Annotated in this window: 20 protein-coding genes, 1 tRNA gene and 1 pseudogene; 10 read left to right on the top strand and 12 right to left on the bottom strand. The window is 69.8% G+C overall.

Annotated elements, in window-relative coordinates; all coding sequences use genetic code 11:
- Positions 1–24: 24 nt before the first annotated feature.
- Positions 25–1,242 carry an 8-amino-7-oxononanoate synthase gene (bioF, locus tag GST15_RS09755; RefSeq protein WP_159017036.1) on the bottom strand — a complete coding sequence of 406 codons (1,218 nt, stop codon included), beginning with the start codon at positions 1,240–1,242 and terminating at the stop codon, positions 25–27.
- Positions 1,243–1,245: 3 nt separating this feature from the next.
- On the bottom strand, positions 1,246–2,322 hold the full coding sequence (gene bioB / locus GST15_RS09750) for a biotin synthase BioB (protein WP_233263144.1): 1,077 nt from the start codon (positions 2,320–2,322) through the stop codon (positions 1,246–1,248).
- Positions 2,323–2,386: 64 nt separating this feature from the next.
- Between bioB and GST15_RS09745 the strand changes: the two genes are divergently transcribed.
- Positions 2,387–3,115: a double zinc ribbon domain-containing protein gene (locus tag GST15_RS09745; protein WP_199268747.1), complete on the top strand. Its 729-nt coding sequence runs from the start codon at positions 2,387–2,389 to the stop codon at positions 3,113–3,115.
- Between the two features lie 34 nt (positions 3,116–3,149).
- Here GST15_RS09745 and ubiA read toward each other — a convergent pair whose 3' ends face one another.
- Positions 3,150–4,049: a 4-hydroxybenzoate octaprenyltransferase gene (ubiA, locus tag GST15_RS09740; RefSeq protein WP_159017033.1), complete on the bottom strand. Its 900-nt coding sequence runs from the start codon at positions 4,047–4,049 to the stop codon at positions 3,150–3,152.
- 94 nt (positions 4,050–4,143) lie between these two features.
- Between ubiA and GST15_RS09735 the strand changes: the two genes are divergently transcribed.
- The 4 genes from GST15_RS09735 (at position 4,144) to zapE (ending at position 6,731) form a co-directional block, all read left to right on the top strand.
- Positions 4,144–4,220 (top strand) — tRNA-Arg (locus GST15_RS09735).
- 72 nt (positions 4,221–4,292) lie between these two features.
- Entirely contained in the window at positions 4,293–4,808 is a 516-nt protein-coding gene (locus tag GST15_RS09730; protein WP_159017032.1) for a c-type cytochrome, read from the top strand.
- Positions 4,809–4,959: 151 nt separating this feature from the next.
- Positions 4,960–5,622, top strand: a complete 663-nt coding sequence (locus GST15_RS09725; RefSeq protein ID WP_159017031.1) for an alpha/beta hydrolase — start codon at positions 4,960–4,962, stop codon at positions 5,620–5,622.
- Between the two features lie 14 nt (positions 5,623–5,636).
- Positions 5,637–6,731: a cell division protein ZapE gene (gene zapE / locus GST15_RS09720; protein ID WP_159017149.1), complete on the top strand. Its 1,095-nt coding sequence runs from the start codon at positions 5,637–5,639 to the stop codon at positions 6,729–6,731.
- 6 nt (positions 6,732–6,737) lie between these two features.
- On the opposite strand, the gene GST15_RS09715 is transcribed toward zapE, so the two are convergent.
- The 8 genes and pseudogenes from GST15_RS09715 to msrB all read right to left on the bottom strand — a co-directional run bounded on the left by GST15_RS09715 (position 6,738) and on the right by msrB (position 12,469).
- Complete coding sequence (locus tag GST15_RS09715) at positions 6,738–8,081, bottom strand: APC family permease (RefSeq protein ID WP_159017030.1); 1,344 nt, start codon at positions 8,079–8,081, stop codon at positions 6,738–6,740.
- 83 nt (positions 8,082–8,164) lie between these two features.
- Complete coding sequence (locus GST15_RS09710) at positions 8,165–8,422, bottom strand: hypothetical protein (protein ID WP_159017029.1); 258 nt, start codon at positions 8,420–8,422, stop codon at positions 8,165–8,167.
- Positions 8,423–8,545: 123 nt separating this feature from the next.
- Positions 8,546–8,875, bottom strand: coding sequence for a KGG domain-containing protein (locus tag GST15_RS09705; protein ID WP_159017028.1), 330 nt, complete (start codon positions 8,873–8,875; stop codon positions 8,546–8,548).
- A 49-nt stretch (positions 8,876–8,924) separates the two neighbouring features.
- Complete coding sequence (locus tag GST15_RS12805; RefSeq protein ID WP_233263130.1) at positions 8,925–9,149, bottom strand: hypothetical protein; 225 nt, start codon at positions 9,147–9,149, stop codon at positions 8,925–8,927.
- Between the two features lie 58 nt (positions 9,150–9,207).
- Entirely contained in the window at positions 9,208–9,573 is a 366-nt protein-coding gene (locus GST15_RS09695; RefSeq protein ID WP_199268745.1) for a hypothetical protein, read from the bottom strand.
- Between the two features lie 396 nt (positions 9,574–9,969).
- Positions 9,970–10,503, bottom strand: a complete 534-nt coding sequence (locus GST15_RS09690; protein WP_159017026.1) for a hypothetical protein — start codon at positions 10,501–10,503, stop codon at positions 9,970–9,972.
- 273 nt (positions 10,504–10,776) lie between these two features.
- Positions 10,777–11,898: pseudogene (locus tag GST15_RS09685) on the bottom strand (PilT/PilU family type 4a pilus ATPase); the annotation flags it as partial.
- Between the two features lie 103 nt (positions 11,899–12,001).
- Entirely contained in the window at positions 12,002–12,469 is a 468-nt protein-coding gene (msrB, locus tag GST15_RS09680) for a peptide-methionine (R)-S-oxide reductase MsrB (protein WP_159017024.1), read from the bottom strand.
- A gap of 361 nt (positions 12,470–12,830) precedes the next feature.
- Between msrB and GST15_RS09675 the strand changes: the two genes are divergently transcribed.
- The 5 genes from GST15_RS09675 to GST15_RS09655 all read left to right on the top strand — a co-directional run bounded on the left by GST15_RS09675 (position 12,831) and on the right by GST15_RS09655 (position 17,124).
- Positions 12,831–13,409, top strand: a complete 579-nt coding sequence (locus GST15_RS09675) for a YbhB/YbcL family Raf kinase inhibitor-like protein (RefSeq protein ID WP_159017023.1) — start codon at positions 12,831–12,833, stop codon at positions 13,407–13,409.
- Positions 13,410–13,526: 117 nt separating this feature from the next.
- Complete coding sequence (locus GST15_RS09670) at positions 13,527–14,726, top strand: EAL domain-containing protein (protein ID WP_159017022.1); 1,200 nt, start codon at positions 13,527–13,529, stop codon at positions 14,724–14,726.
- A gap of 239 nt (positions 14,727–14,965) precedes the next feature.
- On the top strand, positions 14,966–15,352 hold the full coding sequence (locus tag GST15_RS09665; protein WP_159017147.1) for an EF-hand domain-containing protein: 387 nt from the start codon (positions 14,966–14,968) through the stop codon (positions 15,350–15,352).
- 89 nt (positions 15,353–15,441) lie between these two features.
- A complete protein-coding gene (locus GST15_RS09660) occupies positions 15,442–16,758 on the top strand; it encodes a PQQ-dependent sugar dehydrogenase (protein WP_233263129.1) in 1,317 nt (438 codons plus the stop codon).
- 3 nt (positions 16,759–16,761) lie between these two features.
- On the top strand, positions 16,762–17,124 hold the full coding sequence (locus tag GST15_RS09655; protein WP_159017021.1) for a DUF3247 family protein: 363 nt from the start codon (positions 16,762–16,764) through the stop codon (positions 17,122–17,124).
- Between the two features lie 4 nt (positions 17,125–17,128).
- On the opposite strand, the gene GST15_RS09650 is transcribed toward GST15_RS09655, so the two are convergent.
- On the bottom strand, positions 17,129–17,389 hold the full coding sequence (locus GST15_RS09650; RefSeq protein ID WP_159017020.1) for a hypothetical protein: 261 nt from the start codon (positions 17,387–17,389) through the stop codon (positions 17,129–17,131).
- Positions 17,390–17,446: the final 57 nt, after the last annotated feature.

Genomic DNA, 17,446 nt, shown 5'->3' with positions numbered 1-17,446 from the left:
GGCGGCGGCATTGCAGGCCCGCGTTCATGGCGTGGTGAGCGCTGCGCCCAGCGTCGACCGGCTGGCACCGACCGCGTCGGATGTCCATGCGAGTGCGTCGAGCAGGCCGTCGACATCACTGTCGCCGTGTCCGGCACTCAGGGTGATGCGCAGGCGCGCGGAACCTTCCGGCACCGTCGGCGGGCGGATCGCGGCAACCCAGTAACCCCGCGCCTCGAGGGCCTGCGCCAGCGCCACGGCGCGCGCGTTGTCGCCGCACAACAGCGGCTGGATCGGGGTTTGCGACGGCAACAGCGACAGTCCACGCTCGGCCGCGCCCTCGCGGAATCGCGCGACCAGCGCCCGCAGTTTCTCGCGGCGCCAATGATCCTTGCGCGCCAGCGACACGGCGGCCAGCGATGCCGCCGCCAGCGCCGGTGGCAAGGCGGTGGTGTAGAGATACGGACGCGCGGTCTGCGCCAGGTGGTCGATCAACGCCGCATCGCCCAGCAGCACGGCGCCGTAACCGCCCAGCGCCTTGCCCAGCGTCGCCAGCTGCAGCGGCACCTGGGCGACGTCCAGCTGCGCAGCCGCGACGCTGCCACGCCCGCCCGGGCCGAGCACGCCGATGCCATGCGCGTCGTCGACATACAGCAAGGCCTGCTGCACGCGCGCGGCGAGCGACAGCTGCCGCAGCGGAGCGATGTCGCCGTCCATGCTGAACACACCATCGGTGGCCAGCAGTGCGGCGCCATCGGGCGACGCGCGCATCTGCCGCACGGCGCCTTCCGGATCGGCATGCGGGTAACGCCGCAACCGGCATCCGGCCAGTCGCGCCGCGTCGATCAGGCTGGCGTGGTTGAGCTTGTCCTGCACGCAGACGTCGTCCTCGCCCAGCAGTCCCTGCACGACGGCGAGGTTGGCGAGGTAACCGCTGCCGAACAGCAGCGCGCGCGGCGCGCCGAGCCAGTCCGCGAGTGCCCGCTCCAGCGCCTCGTGCGCGGCGTGGTGGCCGCACACCAGGTGCGAGCCGATGCCGCCGGCGCCTTCGCTGGCAGCCGAGTGCTGCAACGCGCCGGTGACCGCGAACTGCTGCGAGAGCCCGAGGTAATCATTGCTGCAGAAATTGACCAGCCAGCGGCCGTCGACCTCGCAGCGCACGCCATCGCGGCGGGTGACCGTGCGCCGCACGCGCTGGCGCCCGAGCGCCTCGCGTTGCAGGCGCAACTCTTCGACGCGATCGCGCAGCTGGATGCGTGGCATCGGTCAGGCCGCGTGCGCGGGTGCGCCGACGGCGGGCTGGTCGGCGGGCAGATCAGTAATCGCCGCGTGCACCGTGCCGGCGTGATCGTGGTCGGCGGTGTCGACGGCGACCGCCATCGGCCGCAGGCCCAGGCGCTCGAACAACTCCCGATCGTGCGCCGTGTCGGGATTGCCGGTGGTGAGCAGCTTCTCGCCGTGGAAGATCGAGTTGGCGCCAGCCGCGAAGCACAGCGCCTGCAATTCGTCGGACATCGATTCGCGACCGGCGGACAGCCGCACCATCGATTTCGGCATCAGCATGCGCGCCACCGCGATCGTGCGCACGAACTCGAACGGATCCAGCTCGACCGTATCCGCGAGCGGGGTGCCCTCGACCTTGACCAGCCGGTTGATCGGCACCGAATCCGGATGCGCGGGCAATGTCGCCAGCGCCTGCAACAGGCCGGCGCGCTGCGCGCGCGATTCGCCCATGCCGACGATGCCGCCGCAACAGGTCTTCATGCCGGCGTCGCGCACGTGCGACAGCGTATCCAGGCGATCCTGGAATTCGCGCGTGTGGATGATTTCGCCGTAGAACTCCGGCGCGGTATCCAGGTTGTGGTTGTAGTAATCCAGGCCGGCGGCCTTGAGCGCATGCGCCTGGCTGTCGCTGAGCATGCCCAGCGTGGCGCAGGTCTCCAGGCCCAGCGCCTTGACCTCGCGGATCATCGCCGCGACCTTCGGGATGTCGCGGTCCTTGGGCGAACGCCACGCGGCGCCCATGCAGAAACGCGACGCGCCGGCGGCCTTGGCCTGCCTGGCCTTCTCGACCACCGCATCGGTTTCCATCAGCTTGGTCGCGTCCACCCCGGTGTGGTAGCGCGCGGCCTGCGGGCAATAGCCGCAATCCTCGGGGCAGCCGCCGGTCTTGACCGACAGCAGCGTGCTGACCTGCACCTCGCACGGATCGAAATGCTGGCGATGCACCGTGCCGGCGCGATGCAGCAGCTCGGTGAACGGCAGGACGAACAGCGCCAGGACCTCGTCCCGCGACCAGTCATGGCGGAGCGGGGCTGCGGGTGCATCGCTGGCGGGAGGCAGGCTGACGACAGGCAAGGGCGTTTTCCGACTGTGGCGGGTGGGTACCCGCGGCAGTCTGGAAAGCATGCCCGACCCTGTCAACCCGATGACACCCCGCGCGGTTGACGGCGCGTTGCGGCGCTGGCTGCGGTCGCGGTGGCCCACCCATTGCCTGGCCTGCGGCGAAGGCGACCACGGCGACCGCGACCTGTGCCTGGCGTGTTCGGCGGCCCTGCCGTGGAACCGGATCGCCTGTCCGTCGTGCGCGTTGCCGCTACCGGAGCCCGCCCAGGCCTGCGGCAGCTGCCTGCGACGCGCCCCGCCGCTGGAACGGGTCATCGCGGCCTGCGTCTATGCGCGCCCGCTCGACCGGCTGCTGCCGCGCTTCAAGTTCCACGGCGACCTCGCGGCGGGACGCCTGCTCGGACAATTGATGATCCAGGCCTGCGCAGCCATGCCCCGCCCCGGCGCACTGGTGCCGCTGCCGCTGCATCGCGCGCGACTGCGCAAGCGCGGCTACGACCAGGCGCTGGAGCTGGCGCGGCCGCTCGCGCGGGCCTTCGACCTGCCCCTGCGCGCCGATGCGCTGTTGCGCAGCCGCCCGACCGCGCCGCAATCGGAATTGAGCGCCATGCAGCGCCGGCGCAATGTGCGCCAGGCTTTCGCAGTGTGTCCGGATCACCGGCTGCCGGCCCACGTGACCCTGGTCGATGACGTCATGACCACCGGGGCTACGCTGCATGCCGCGGCGATGGCTTTGCGGCGAGCCGGCGTGCAGCGGGTGGACGCCTGGGTCTGCGCGCGGGTGCCCTGAAGGGGCGCCAATAGCCGACGTTACGTGGCTGGCCTTACGTCCGCTGCCAGAGCGACAGCGCGATGCCGGCAAAGATGGTCGCGCCGACCCAGTGGTTGTGCAGGAATGCGCGGAAGCAGGCGGCCGGTTCGCGGTGGCGCGCGATCCGGAACTCCCAGGCAACCAGCAGCGCGGCCACGCCCAGTGCGGACCAGTAGGGCAAGCCGAGGCCGGCGCGTTGGCCGACGAACGCCAGCGCCGCGAACATCAGTCCGTACAACAGCCCTTGCGCCACCAGATCCATCTCGCCGAACAGGATGGCGGTGGATCGCGCGCCGGCGCGGATGTCGTCCTCGCGGTCGACCATCGCGTACCAGGTGTCGTAGGCCGTCGCCCAGAAGATGTTGGCCACGTAGAGCAGCCACGCCAGCGGCGGGACATGTCCCTGCAGCGCGGCGAACGCCATCGGGATGCCCCAGCCGAAGGCCATGCCCAGGTACACCTGTGGCAGGTCGGTATGGCGCTTGAGGTAGGGATAACTCGCCGCCAGCAGCACGCCGACCGCGCTCAGTGCGATCGTCAGCCGGTTGAGCGTCAGCACCAGTGCGAACGCCACCAGCATCAGCACGGCAAACACGATGAGCGCCTCGCGCCCGGAGACCGCGCCCGTCGCCAATGGACGGTCGCGCGTTCGCGCCACCTGCGGATCCAGCCAGCGATCCGCGTAATCGTTGATCACGCAGCCCGCCGAGCGCGTCAGCCACACCCCCGCGCTGAAAACCAGCAGCGGCCACAGCGGCGGCACCCCGCCGGCGGCCAGCCACAGTCCCCACCAGGTCGGCCACAGCAGCAGCAGCCAGCCGATGGGTCGATCGCCCCGCACCAATGCCCAGTACAAGGACAGGCGCCGGCGCGCGGGCGGCAGGTCGCGCGGGATGTAACGCTCGTAGCTCATGGGCTGCAGGCTAGGCGGCTCGCGCCTGTTCGCGCAATCATGCGAGAATGCGCGGCCCCACGGCGTGCGTTCGGCGTCCGGGGAAACGGCCCATGCGCCCGTAGCTCAGCCGGATAGAGTAGTGGCTTCCGAAGCCATTGGTCGGGGGTTCGAATCCCTCCGGGCGCACCAGTGTCTTGCCGCCGCTGGCCCGGGCAGCAGGACTCCCAGAGACTCAGCGGCCTGGCCGCCACAAGGTGGATCGTGCGCAACTACGACCTCGATTTCCTCAAGAAATTTTCCCTGGTGATCGGCTTCCTGGTGCTCGTCACCCTGGGCCTGCAGTTCCTCGCATATCACCTCAACAAGGCGATTCCACCGGAAGTCTCCCAGGTGGCGCTGCAGCGCACCCAGAGCCGGATCGCCCCGCTGGGCGCGGTCTACGCCGGCGCGACCGGTGCCGCCGCGCAGGCTGCAGCCGCGTCGGCCGCTGCCGCCTCGGCTGCATCGCAGGTGGCTTACGGTGGCACCAAGGATGGCTCGGTGATCTTCGGCAACCTGTGCACCGGCTGCCACACGTCCGGCGCCGGCGGTGCACCCACGCTGGATGCGGCGCATTGGAGCGCGCGCATCGCCCAGGGCAAGGACACCCTGTACAAGCATGCGATCGAAGGCTTCCATGGCGCGGCTGGCGTGATGCCGCCCAAGGGTGGCAACCCGGCGCTGTCCGAGGACCAGGTCAAGGCCACCGTCGACTGGATGGTCAGCCAGGTCAAATAGCGCCGCGATACGTTGCGCTGACGATTCAATCCGCCGCGCCGCTGCGCGCATCGGAAAGAGTACGGATGAGGCTGTTGAATTTGCGACGCCGCCGCCTTCGGGCGGCGTCGTCGTTTCCGGGGGCCCGCTCGGTGCCCGGTATCATGCCGGCATGTCCGTGCCCGCCTTCCCCGACGCCTCCGCCACCCTGTCGCTGGACGGCCCGGCCGGCCTGCTGGAAGTCGCCGTCGATCGCGCCGGGGATGCCGCGCTACCGGTGGTGGCGATCGTCTGCCATCCGTTGCCGACCGAGGGCGGCACGATGCACAACAAGGTGGTGACGATGACGGCCCGCGCCTTTCGCGAACTGGGCATCGACACCGTGCGCTTCAACTTCCGCGGCACCGGCGCCTCGCAGGGCAGCTTCGACCAGGGCGATGGCGAGACCGACGACCTGCGCGCGGTCGCCGCGTGGGTGCGCTTGCAGCGCCCGGGCATGGCGCTGTGGCTGGCCGGCTTCAGCTTCGGCGCCTATGTCTCGTTGCGGGCGGCGCCCTCACTGCATCCGGGGTTGATGCTCTCGATCGCGCCGCCGGTGGGCCGCAGCTGGGATTTCTCCGCGTTGACGCCGCCGACCGGTCCGTGGGTGGTGATCCAGGGAGATGCCGACGAGATCGTCGATGCCAACGCCGTGCGCGCCTGGATCGACACGCTGGCGATCAAGCCGGTGCTGGTGCCGATGCCGGACGCCGGGCATTTCTTCCATCGCAAGCTGCTGGACCTGCGCGGCGCGATCAAGCACGCCGTGCGGCCATACCTGCCAGCGGCCGCGTGACGTCGCGCACGGGATTGAATGCTGCGCGGCTGTCGCCCTCATCGGCGTATGCGGACGGCGTCGCGCTCGGCGACTGGCTGGACGACCCTGCCCAGCATGCCGCGCTGCACGAACTGGACCGGATCCACGCCGCGCTGGTGCAGGCGCCGCCACCGGGCCTGCTCGCGCGCCTGACCGGGCAGCGTCCGCCGGCGCCACGCGGCCTGTACCTGTGGGGCGGGGTCGGGCGCGGCAAGACCTTCCTGATCGACCTGTTCTACGCATCGCTGCCCTTCCAGGAAAAACGCCGCACGCATTTCCATCGCTTCATGCGCACCGTGCATGCGCGCCTGCGCGACCACGCCGGCGAACGCGACCCGCTGGCCGCGATCGCGCGCGAGTGGCGGGCCCGCTTGCGGGTGCTGGTGCTCGATGAATTCTTCGTCAGCGACATCGGCGACGCGATGCTGCTGGCACGCTTGCTCGAACACCTGTTCGATGCCGGGCTGGTGCTGGTCACCAGCTCCAACACGCCGCCGGCGAACCTCTATCACGGCGGCCTGCAACGGGTGCGGTTCGAGCCCGCGATCGCACTGATCGAGCAGCACTGCAAGGTGCAGCACCTGGACAGCCCGCGCGACTACCGCCTGCGCACGCTGACGCGTTCACCCGTCTACCGGCAGCCGCTCGACGCGCGCGCCGACGCCTGGCTGGCCGAACGCTGGCAGGCGCTCACCACCGGCTGCGTGCAACAGGGCGGTCCCCTGCAGGTCGACGGACGCGCGATCCCGGCGCGCGCGCTGGCCGAGGGATTCGCCTGGTTCGACTTCAGCGCACTGTGCGAGGGGCCACGCGCGGCCGCCGATTACATCGAGGTCGCGCGCGAATTCCACACCGTGCTGCTTGGCGGCATCCCGCTGCTGGACGCCCGCCATGACGATGCCGCGCGCCGCCTGGTGACCCTGGTCGACGAGTTGTACGACCGCCACGTCAACCTGGTCTGCACCGCCGCGGCGCCACCGGAATCGCTATATGCCGGCGATCGCCTCGCCGCTGCCTTCCAGCGCACCGCGTCACGGCTGGTCGAGATGCAGTCGACCGACTACCTGGCATCGGAGCATCGCGGCTGAGCGGCGTCAGGCGTTGCGTCCGCCGCGCACGCGCCGCAGGTGCAGCACGCCGTACACGATCATCAGCAGCACCAGCGCGATGCCGATCGCGGCCCACTCCTGGGTGCTCAGCGTGGCGACGATCAACACCATCGCGATCACCGCCAGCAGCGGGATCGCCATGCCGCCGGGAAGATTGAACGGCGCGCCGCGTTCGCGCAGGTCGCGACGCTGCGCGCGCCATGCGCCGACGCTGACCAGTCCGTAGACCAGGCAGATCGCGCCGCCGGATATCAGCGCCAGCGTGTCGAAGTTCCCCGCCAGCGCCAGCAGCCAGGCGAGCCCGGCGTGCACGGCCAGTGCCAGCAAGGGCACGCGGTGGGTCGGGCTGACCGTGCCGAAGCTGCGCGGCAGGTAGCCGTCGCGACCCAGCGCGAACACCAGTCGCGACGTCCCCAGCAGGTTGCCCATCAGGAATCCGGTCATCGAGATGCACGCCGTCACCAGCAGCAGCACGCGTGCGGGCTGCCACAGCGCGCCGGCGGTATCGGCGACCGGCACGCCACTGCGGCCCAGCGCGGCGCCAAGCACGCCCTGGCCGACGATCTGCAGGCCCAGGTACAGCAATACCACCAGCAGGATCGCGACCAGCGTCGCGCGCGGCACGCTGCGCGCGGGATCGGTGACTTCGCCCGATGGCACCAGCGCGGTTTCCATGCCCGAGTACGCGAACATCACCAGCGCCATCGATGCGCCCAGCGCAGCCCATGAGGGCACGGCGCCCGGCGAGAAACTGACCTGGCCCCAGTCGACGAAGAACGCACCGATTCCGGCCAGCAGGAACAACGGCGTCAGCTTCAGCGCCGCCAGCACGGTGATGGCGCGCGCGCCCAGGCGAACGCCGAATGCATTGAGCGCGAACAGCAGCAGGTAGATGCCGGTCAGCAGCAGTGCGCGCGGCAGCGCCGGCGCCAGCGCGGGCACCAGGTTCGCCAGCTGCACCGACAGCGCCGCGGCAACGCCGGCACTGGAGGTGAAGTTGCTGATCCACATCAGCGAGCCGGCGAGGAATCCCGCGAACGGGCCAAAGGTCGCCGCGAGATAGCTGTAGGGACCCCCGGTGACCTGGACGCGGCTGCCGATGGCGGCAAAGCACAGGGCCACGGGAATGATCGCCAGCGCACCGGCCACCAGCGCCAGCGGTGCGGCTGCGCCCATCTGCGCCGACAGCGCCGCCGGCATGCGGAAGATGCCGCCGCCGACGATGATGTTCATGACCGCGGCGGTCAGCGCGAAGCCGCCAACGACGCGCACCAGCGCGGCTTCTCCGCGCAACGGCGCCACGGGATCGGGACGGGTGGCGTCGTTCATGGGCGGCATGTGCGAGGGGAACCGTCGCAAGCCTCGCACGCCATTGCCGCGTGGCGCCAGCGCCGCCCCATCACCGGGGTGCATCACCGCCTGCGATGGCCGGCAGCCACGAAAAACGCGCCGCCCGCGCTGCCGGCAACGAGGATCCGGCAATACGAGCGGCGCGCACCACGCCGTTGGCAATCAACGGCTACGGTCGCTGCGGCCAGCGCCGTCGTCGGCTTGCCTGCCCTTTTCCACCAGTTCGCGCACGCGCTGGCCACCTCGCGGGCTTCCCCGCCGAGCTTGCCCAGCCCAGGGATAGCCGGCCGCACCGAGCTGTTCCCGGCGGGCTTCGCCATCCCCATCCTTCCGGCCTCGCGCTCATGGCGCCGTGCCTGCTGCCGCCCGGTTTGTCGTTGGAAGCCATGTGCCGCTACTTCGATGACGCATGCTGGCGATGACGCATCGCTGCACGCATCGGCTCAGGGGCTGCTGCGGTCTTCGGCCTGCCGACCCTTTTCGACCAGCTCGCGGACGCGCTGGCCACCGCGATGGCCCAGCTGCGCATAGCCTTCCGATCCCAGCTGCTCCTTGCGCGCCTGGCCGCCCATGCGGCCCAGCTGCGCATAGCCCTCCGGGCCCAGCTGGCCCTTGCGGGTCTCCCCACCCAGCTTGCCGAGCTCGGAATAACCTCCCGGCCCCAGCTGCTGCTTGCGGGTCTGTCCGCCCATGCGTCCGGCTTCGCGGACGCTCATCTCGCCGTTGCGACCGTTTCCCGTGCCGCGACTGTCGTTGTTCTGGTTCCGTGCCATGGATGCGTGACTCCTTGTTGGTCGTTTGCCCGAATCAGCTGCTGTCGAATCAGCTGCCGTCGCCGATTTCGGCCTGCCTGCCCTGCTCGATGAGCTCGCGCAGGCGCTGCCCGCCTTTTGCGCCGCCCTTGTGTCCGATCCGCTGGTAGAACGCGTGGCCGTGGGTGGAGGCCGTCGCCTTGCCGCCCTTGCGGCCCAGTTCGGAATAACCCTGCGGACCGAGTTGCTCCTTGCGGATTTCGCCGCCCTTCCTGCCTGCCTCGCGCACGCTCATGCCACCGCTTTGCGGGCGCTGGTCGTGTCGAATGCCGCCATTTGCCGCCATCCCGCCATCACTCCCGTGCCGGGTCGCCGTCTTCGGCCTGCCGGCCCTTCTCGACCAGCTCGCGTACGCGCCGGCCACCCTGCCTGCCCAGCTGCGCGTATCCCTCGCTGCCGAGTTCGCGGCTGCGGACCTGGCCGCCTTCGCGACCGATCGCCGCCATCGCATCGGGTCCGCGTTGTTCGCGCAGGGCATCGACGCCGCGATGGCCGAGTTCGGAATAGCCTTCGGGCCCCAGTTGCTGCTTGCGCGCCTGCCCGCCGAGGCGGCCGGCCTCGCGCACGCTCATGACGCCGTTGGCGCTGCGTTGCTGGCGGGATGCGTCGGTGGCCTTGGCCCGGCGGGCTGGCGGCTTCGGCGCATGGGGATCCCTCACGTCACTCTCCTTGGTCGCGGATTGGCGACCTTGCGCGCGCACGGGTGGTTTCCACCCGACGTCGCCAGGAGTGACGCAAGGCGCGTGCCACGGCGTTGAGCACTCGCGGGCAGGGCATGCGCCCAGCGGCGAGAAGGGCATCCAGCGCAAGGGGTCGGGCGCGATTTCGGCGGTGATGGCACGCCGATCAGGACGCCATCTGGCGATGGCAGCTCCACAGTCAGTCCCTGCCAGCCGGACTGGCGAGCGACCGTGTCGCTGCAAAACATTCTTGCCGCGGCAAATCTTTCAGTCAGCCGGTCCCATGGCCGACGACGACGCGCAGCGCCCGGCATGAGCGGAACAGGGGGACTCGATTGCCGTCACCGACCGCGCGTCGCGCGGTCGGGGTAGCGCCTAGCGGCGGCGGCTGCCGCTCTTGACGGCCTGTGCGGGGGCAGTGGCTGCCACTTCGCTGACCTTCTGCAACACCCGGGTCACGCCCAGCTTCTCCACGCGTCCGCCGGACTTCTCGAAGGCCGCGATATGCAGCGCGATGCGTTCGCTGTCCACCCGCTTATGCAGGTTGGCTTCGGATCCGGAGTCGGAGCGACCCTTGCGACCCGCACCCGTGCCCTTGGCCGGCAACGCCTTTGCTGCTGTTGCCTTGGTCGCAGCGGTCTTGGTGGGCGCCGCGGCTTTGCTGGATGTCGTGGCCTTGGCGGCCGGCTTGGCTCCCGTCACGGGTTTGGACGGCGCCTTGGCAGCCACGGCGGCCTTGGGCGGCGGGGATTTCACGGCGGCGCGCGACGCAGGCGACTTGGGCGCGACAGCCTTGGCCGCGGCACCCTTGGGTTGCGCGCGTGCAGGCGGGGCCTTCGCCGGCCCGGTGGCCTTTGCCGGCTTGCGCTTGGCCGCAGCGGTGCCGCTGCTGCCCTTGGCGGCTGTCATGTGAGCTCCCCTGGTCGCGAAAAAGGTGCGACACGCCACCAGCGGTGGGTGCGCTGGCCCACTATGCGACCTCCGGGGCGGGATTGCGAATGCCAAAAGGCCGAAGGGTGAACGCGGACGGCCGATTCAGCTTGTCGGCGCCTGCGCCTGCAGCTTGGCCGCCTGCATCCGCGCCAGCTCGATCTCCTCGCGCTTTTCCTGCTGCTTGCGCAGCTCCTCCTTGCGGATGGCCTCGGCCTCGGCCGGGGACGGGGCGTCGTCCATGGACAGCGACAGGCCCGCCGCCGCGGTCGGCTCGCCACGCTGGCTGCGCAGCTTGATGTTCAGTCGCAGCTCGTTCGCCGAGTCGGCGTTGCGGATGGCCTCGTCGTAGCCGATCAGGCCCTCGTTGTACAACTCGAACAAGGCCCAGTCGAAGGTGCGCATGCCCAGCTCGCGCGACTTGGTCATCACGCCCTTCAATTCGGTGAACTCGCCCTTGAAGATCTTCTCGGCGATGGTCGGGGTGTTGATCAGGATCTCGATCGCGGCCACGCGGCCCTTGCCATCCTCGGTGCGCACCAGCCGCTGCGACACGATCGCGCGCAGGTTCGCCGACAGGTCCATCAGCAACTGCGTGCGGCGCTCTTCCGGGAAGAAATTGATGATGCGTTCCATCGTCTGGCTGGCGCTGTTGGCATGCAGCGTCGACAGGCACAGGTGACCGGTTTCCGCGAACGCGATCGCGTGTTCCATCGTTTCCGAATCGCGGATCTCGCCGACCAGGATCACGTCGGGGGCCTGGCGCAGGGTGTTCTTCAGCGCGTGGTGCCAGGACAGGGTGTCGACGCCGACCTCGCGGTGGGTGATCAGCGACTTCTGCGAGATGTGCGCGTATTCGACCGGATCCTCGACGGTGATGATGTGCCCGGCGGACGTGCGGTTGCGGTGGTCGATCATCGCCGCCAGCGAGGTCGACTTGCCCGATCCGGTACCGCCGACGACAAGCACCAGCCCGCGCTTGTTCATCACCACGTCCTTCAGGATCTCCGGCAGCCGCAACTTCTCGAAGTTGGGTATCTCCGCCGCGATCGTCCGCAGCACCATGCCGACATGGCTCTGCTGCATGAAGACATTCACGCGGAACCGCGACAGCCCGGGGATCGCGATCGCGAAGTTGCACTCCATCTCGCGCTCGAACTCCTCGCGCTGGCGCTCGTTCATCGTCGCGCGCGCCAGCTGCGCGGTGATCTCGCCGGTGAGCTTCTGCTGCGTCAGCGGCGTCATCGCGCCCTGCACCTTCATGCTCGGCGGGAAGTCGTGCGCGATGAACAGGTCCGAGCCACCGGCCTGGCTCATCGCCGTCAACAGCTTGAGCATGTAGGCGTGAGCCTGGTCGTCGGTCAGGGTCGTCATGCGGTTTCGGGGAATGGGAATGCGCTGGGTGGAGACACGCAAAGCCGCCTGCTGCCAGCTTCACGCGCGCGGCGGCGCGTTGCGGATTTTCGCAATCGGATGTTCATAGGGCGCGCCCTTCCGGTGCACCGCGCTCGAACCTGTCGGGCAAGGCCTCGCCCGCGTCGACGAAGGACAGCGACACCGAGTTGAGGCAATGCCGCTCGCCGGTCGGTGGCGGACCGTCGGGAAAGACGTGCCCGAGGTGGCTGCCGCAACGCGCGCAGACTTCCTCGTCGCGGACCATGCCGTGGCTGGTGTCGCGCACGATTCGGATGTGGTCGAGTGCGATCGGCTGGAAGAAGCTCGGCCAGCCGGTGCCGGAGTCGAACTTGGCGCTGGAGCGGAACAGCGGCAGGCCGCAGAAACGGCAGGTGTAGACGCCATCGCGCTTGTTGTCCAGGAACACCCCGCAGAACGCCGCCTCGGTGCCGTGCTCCAGCAGGACCCGGCGTTCGTCGCGCGTCAGCCCGGCAGCCAGCTGCTGGCGCTGCGCGTCGGTGGGCGGGGTCAGGTCGAATGATGTGCTCATGGTCGTTCCGTCGGTCCACGCCGGTCCGCCGGAGTAAACCACAGCAAGGCTCCACGGCCGATGCCCGCATGGCCGAACCGTGCGCGAATCGACAGTGCGGCCTGCCGGCATGTCGCGCTCGGCGGTCACGTGCCGTTGCGGGTCGGTGCCCATGGGACCAGCCCAACGGCTGTGACGCGCAAGCTGCTGCACGAGCAGCCCGCCCATCCCGTGCACCACGCGCGCGCCGGTGTGCGTGGCGAAGCCCGACGACAAACGCACCCATCGTGACCGCGCATGCAACGGTCGCCGTGCGCATGCTTCGCGCTTCGTTGACGGCGTCGCGCCCTACTGTGCCGCTTCTGTTGCAAGGGAACCGATGATGCTCGAGCGTCTTCCCGCACGCGTCGGCCACGCCCTGCGCGGCCTGCGTCCCGGACTGGACAAGCTCCTGGTCAACGATGCGTCGATCGCCGGCGCGCAGGCGTTGGCGGTGCGCAGTCGCGCATTCGCCGATGGCGCGGCGCTGCCGTTGCGCTACACCGCCGACGGCGAGGGCCTGTCACCGCCGATCCAGTGGCATGGGGTGCCCGACGCCACCCGCAGCATGGCCGTGTTGATCGAGGATGCGGACAGCCCGACGCCGCGGCCGCTGGTGCACGGCATCGTCTGGAACCTGCCCGGCGAGGATGGCGTGCTGGGCGAAGGAGTCCTGAACGCCATGGCCGTGACCGGCAGCCCCGACCTGGGGCGCAACTCCTACCTGCAGCATGCCTACCTGCCGCCCGATCCGCCGCCCGGACATGGCTGGCACCGCTATGCCTTCCAGGTCTTCGCGCTGGATTGCGCACCCAGCCGGGGGGAGGCACCCGGTCGCGGCAAGCTGCTGGACCTGCTGCGCGGGCATGCGCTCGCCAGCGGCCTGCTGATCGGCACCTACCGGCGCGACCGCCCGTCGTGACCGCGTGGCTGCCGGCACCAACGGCAGGTCATCGACGCATGGATTGCACTACCCTTGCGGTCAGCGGCGGCGGCCAGCAAGCGCCGCGCCCGAGCAACGTCAGGACCTGGGGAAGCAATGGCGATCCGGCGCGAACTGTTTGCAGGCGAAGTGCTGTATCGGCAGGGCGAGCCGTCGGACTGCGCATGGCTGGTCGAACGCGGCAGCGTCGAACTCGTTTCGGTGCAGGGCCGGCGCGAAATCAGCCACGGCCTGCTCGGCCCGGGCGAGCTGATCGGCGAGCTGGGAATGCTCGATGGCGCGGCGCGCAGCGCGACCGCGATCGCGCGCGGCGATGCGGTGCTGCTGGCGATCGAACACGACCAGTTCCTCGATCGCCTGGAGAGCGGCGATCCGATCGTGCGCACGCTGGTCGCCAGCCTGTTGCGCCGCACCCGCAGCATCATCGCCAGCCTTCCCGCCGACACGGCGCTGCCGGCGGAGGACGTGTCGGTCAGCGATGCGACCGAGCGCGGCGGCATCCAGAAGATCCGGCTCGAGGCGCAACTGGGCGATGCACTGGACACCGGCACGCTGGAGGTGCGCTACCAGCCGCTGTATGACATTCCCGCCGGGCGCGTCACCAGCTACGAAGCGCTGGTGCGCTGGGAACTGCCCGACCGCGGCACGGTATCGCCGGCGGAATTCATCAAGCTGGCCGAGGAGACGTCGCTGATCGTGCCGGTCGGCGAATACGTGCTCGATCGCGTGCTCGAGGTGCTCACCGGCCTGCGCGATGCCGGCGTCGATCCGTTGCCGAGCATTGCCGTCAACCTGTCGGCCAAGCAGCTGGTCGAGCCGGGGATGGCGCGGCAGATCGTGTCGCGGGTGGAGCGCGCGCAGCTGCCGCCGGGCGCACTCAAGCTGGAGGTCACCGAAAGCCGGATGCTCGACTACGCGCCCGTGCACGCGGTGATGCTGCATTGTCGCGAGCACGGCGTGCCGTTCGCGCTGGACGACTTCGGCACCGGTTATTCCAACCTCACCCACCTGTACAAGCTCGACTTCGAATTCGTCAAGGTCGACCAGGCATTCGCCCGCCACATGTTCGACAGCCCGCGTGCGATGGCGCTGGTGGAAGCCATCATCGCCATGGCCCACGGGCTTGGCGCCGAGGTGATCACCGAGGGCGTGGAAACACCGCGGCAACTGCAGCACCTGCGCGAACTCGGCGTGCGTTACGCGCAGGGCTACCTGATCGGACAGGCGCAACCCGCGAGTGCGGTGCTGTCCGGCGAGGCCGCGCGCGCTGGCGAAGCCGGCGCACTCGGCCTGTAGCCAGCGCCCCCCGATCAAGCGGTCGCACGCGACCCGGCGATGACATTCAGGCCTGCGACAGGGATGCCAACCTGAAGCCGACGAATGCGCTCCACAAGCTCGACAGTGCGTCGCGCACGTCACCACGCCTTTACGGTTGCGCTGTGACCCTCGCCATTGCAGGGGGATCCCCGGCGCACGTTCCCGCGGGACGCGCTCCACCACGCGGGCACGGCGCCCGCCGCAACAAGGAGACTCCAATGACCAAGAAGACCACCGTCCTGCTTGCCTTGCTGGCACCGGGTATCGCCATGCTCGCGGCTTGCGCCACCGACAAGGGGACCGCGGCCACTTCGCCGTCGATGTCCTCGACGATGCCTGCCGACACCGGCACGACATCCACCGGCATGGGCGCGACCACATCCGGCTCCAGCACCACCAGCACCGGCACGATGGGCAGCATGGATTCGAGCAGCGCGTCGTTCTCGCAGCTGGACAAGAACCAGGACGGCAGCATCACGCGCGACGAACTGTCGAGCAGCGACTCGATCAGCAGCAACTTCTCCAGCGCCGACACCAACGGCGACGGCAAGCTGTCGGAGACGGAGTTCAACGCGGCGCGCGGCAACCCGTCACCCGCACGGTGAGCCTGCCGGTGACGCGAGTCCCCGCGGCTCGCGTTGCCGACGCCCCAGCGACGCCCACCCGGTCGCGCCCAACGGCAGCGCTCGCGGTCGTGCTCCTGCTTGCAGTAGCCGGCTGTGGCGATCACGCGCGGCTGCTGGTGCGCCAGGGCATGGGCCCCGATCCGGTCCTGCCGCCGCCGGTCACCCGCCTGGTTCCGACGGTGGCGATCGCGCCTGCGCAGGGCTGGCCGGCGGGGGCCATGCCCACGGCCGCATCGGGCCTGGCGGTCAACGCCTTCGCCAGTGGACTGGCGCATCCGCGCTGGCTGCTGGCGCTGCCTGACGGCCGGGTGCTGGTTGCCGAAACCGATGCGCCGCCAAAGCCCGCCGACGGCAAGGGACTCAGGGGCCTGGTGATGAAATGGGTGATGCGCCGGGCAGGGTCGGGCGCACCCAGCGCCAACCGCATCCGCCTGCTGCGCGATCGCGACGGCGATGGGGTTGCGGACGTCGATAGCGTGCTGCTGCGTGGACTGAATTCACCCTTCGGCATGGCGCTGGTCGGCGGGACGCTCTACGTCGCCAACACCGATGCCGTGGTCGCCTATCCCTACCGCGAGGGCGAGACGCACATCGACGCCGCGCCGCGCGTGATCGCGACGCTGCCCGCCGGGGCGATCAACCATCACTGGACCAAGAGCCTGGTCGCCAGCCGCGACGGCCGCCACCTGTACGTCGGCATCGGCTCCAACAGCAATGCCGGCGACAACGGCCTGGCCGCTGAGGCCGGGCGCGCGCTGATCGAGGAGATCGACGTGGCCACCGGAGCGAGCCGTGTCTACGCGTCGGGCCTGCGCAATCCGGTCGGGATGGACTGGCAACCACACAGCGGCGCGCTGTGGGTGGCGGTGAACGAACGCGACGAGCTCGGCAGCGACCTGGTGCCCGACTACATGACGGCGGTACGCGATGGCGGCTTCTACGGCTGGCCATGGAGTTATTACGGCCAGCACGTCGACACCCGACCGCAGCCGCAACGCCCGGACCGCGTCGCCACGGCACTGGTTCCCGACTACGCCCTCGGCCCGCACACCGCGTCGCTGGGACTGGCGTTCTACGACGCCGGCCTGCTCCCCGCGCACTACCGCAACGGCGCCTTCATCGGACAGCACGGATCGTGGAACCGGCGCCCGCAGAGTGGCTACAAGGTGATCTTCGTGCCCTTCGTCGACGGCCACCCGAGCGGCGAAGCCGAGGACGTCCTCACCGGTTTCCTCGACGCCCGCGGCCACGCGCAGGGTCGCCCGGTGGGCCTGGCCGTGGCCGCCGATGGCGCGCTGCTGGTGGCCGACGATGTCGGCGGCCGGATCTGGCGGGTGACGCCCGCATCGGCAGCCGGCAACCGCCCTGCATCCACCGGAGATTGAGCCATGGGCCGCATTGCCCCGCGCGTCTACCAGCAGGCCGGCGACATCGCCCGGCTGCAGGCGATCGCCAACCAGTTGCTCGAGAACGAGCGTGTCCGCGTCGTCCTCGCCGATGGCAGCACGGTGGAAGGCATCGTCGAACTGACGCCAAGCATGCTGGTGTTCTTCGACCCGGACGGACGCGAGGGCATGAATGCGACCTTGCGGCTGGAAGCCTTCCTCGATGATGGCCGTCCGCACCCCGCGACCCTGTTCAACATCTGGCTGGATGAGATCGACGCGGTGACGCGGCTGCCGAATCCCTCGCCGCCGGAGCCATCGCTGCGCAGCGGACCGGCGGATCCCAACGCGCCGGTGGTGGAGTGACGACTCAGGCCGGTGCTGGCGTCGGTGTCGCCTCGAACCGGCGCGCGTAGTCGCGTTCGCCGGCGATGCGTGCAACCTCGGCGTCGGCCAGGCCAGGCGCGGCATACACCACGTAGGCGATCCCGCCATCGTTGCGGCCGATGTGGTGCAGCCGATAGCGCGAACGCCCGGTTCCGCCATCCGGCGGGTAGTGCGCCGGCGGTTGCTGGCCGTCCATGTCCAGCTCGCTGTTGTCCACCGTGCCACCCACGAAGAGTGCCCGCATGTTCGACTCCACGACTTCAGTGCAGGCGATCATGGCCGCTGCGATGTTGCCATCCGG

Origin of the sequence: Cognatiluteimonas profundi, assembly GCF_009792795.1 — a bacterium.
GTDB lineage: Bacteria > Pseudomonadota > Gammaproteobacteria > Xanthomonadales > Xanthomonadaceae > Cognatiluteimonas > Cognatiluteimonas profundi.
Note: the sequence above shows the minus strand (reverse complement) of the source record. Positions and strands in the feature narration are given on the sequence as shown.

What these genes read in the sequence shown, in the direction of transcription:
- bioF (WP_159017036.1), bottom strand. Translation starts at nt 1,242, where the DNA reads ATGCCACGCATCCAGCTGCGCGATCGCGTCGAAGAGTTGCGCCTGCAA.
- GST15_RS09745 (WP_199268747.1), top strand. Translation starts at nt 2,387, where the DNA reads ATGCCCGACCCTGTCAACCCGATGACACCCCGCGCGGTTGACGGCGCG.
- ubiA (WP_159017033.1), bottom strand. Translation starts at nt 4,049, where the DNA reads ATGAGCTACGAGCGTTACATCCCGCGCGACCTGCCGCCCGCGCGCCGG.
- GST15_RS09725 (WP_159017031.1), top strand. Translation starts at nt 4,960, where the DNA reads ATGTCCGTGCCCGCCTTCCCCGACGCCTCCGCCACCCTGTCGCTGGAC.
- GST15_RS09715 (WP_159017030.1), bottom strand. Translation starts at nt 8,081, where the DNA reads ATGAACGACGCCACCCGTCCCGATCCCGTGGCGCCGTTGCGCGGAGAA.
- GST15_RS09710 (WP_159017029.1), bottom strand. Translation starts at nt 8,422, where the DNA reads ATGGCGAAGCCCGCCGGGAACAGCTCGGTGCGGCCGGCTATCCCTGGG.
- GST15_RS09705 (WP_159017028.1), bottom strand. Translation starts at nt 8,875, where the DNA reads ATGGCACGGAACCAGAACAACGACAGTCGCGGCACGGGAAACGGTCGC.
- GST15_RS12805 (WP_233263130.1), bottom strand. Translation starts at nt 9,149, where the DNA reads ATGAGCGTGCGCGAGGCAGGCAGGAAGGGCGGCGAAATCCGCAAGGAG.
- GST15_RS09690 (WP_159017026.1), bottom strand. Translation starts at nt 10,503, where the DNA reads ATGACAGCCGCCAAGGGCAGCAGCGGCACCGCTGCGGCCAAGCGCAAG.
- msrB (WP_159017024.1), bottom strand. Translation starts at nt 12,469, where the DNA reads ATGAGCACATCATTCGACCTGACCCCGCCCACCGACGCGCAGCGCCAG.
- GST15_RS09675 (WP_159017023.1), top strand. Translation starts at nt 12,831, where the DNA reads ATGCTCGAGCGTCTTCCCGCACGCGTCGGCCACGCCCTGCGCGGCCTG.
- GST15_RS09670 (WP_159017022.1), top strand. Translation starts at nt 13,527, where the DNA reads ATGGCGATCCGGCGCGAACTGTTTGCAGGCGAAGTGCTGTATCGGCAG.
- GST15_RS09665 (WP_159017147.1), top strand. Translation starts at nt 14,966, where the DNA reads ATGACCAAGAAGACCACCGTCCTGCTTGCCTTGCTGGCACCGGGTATC.
- GST15_RS09655 (WP_159017021.1), top strand. Translation starts at nt 16,762, where the DNA reads ATGGGCCGCATTGCCCCGCGCGTCTACCAGCAGGCCGGCGACATCGCC.
- GST15_RS09650 (WP_159017020.1), bottom strand. Translation starts at nt 17,389, where the DNA reads ATGCGGGCACTCTTCGTGGGTGGCACGGTGGACAACAGCGAGCTGGAC.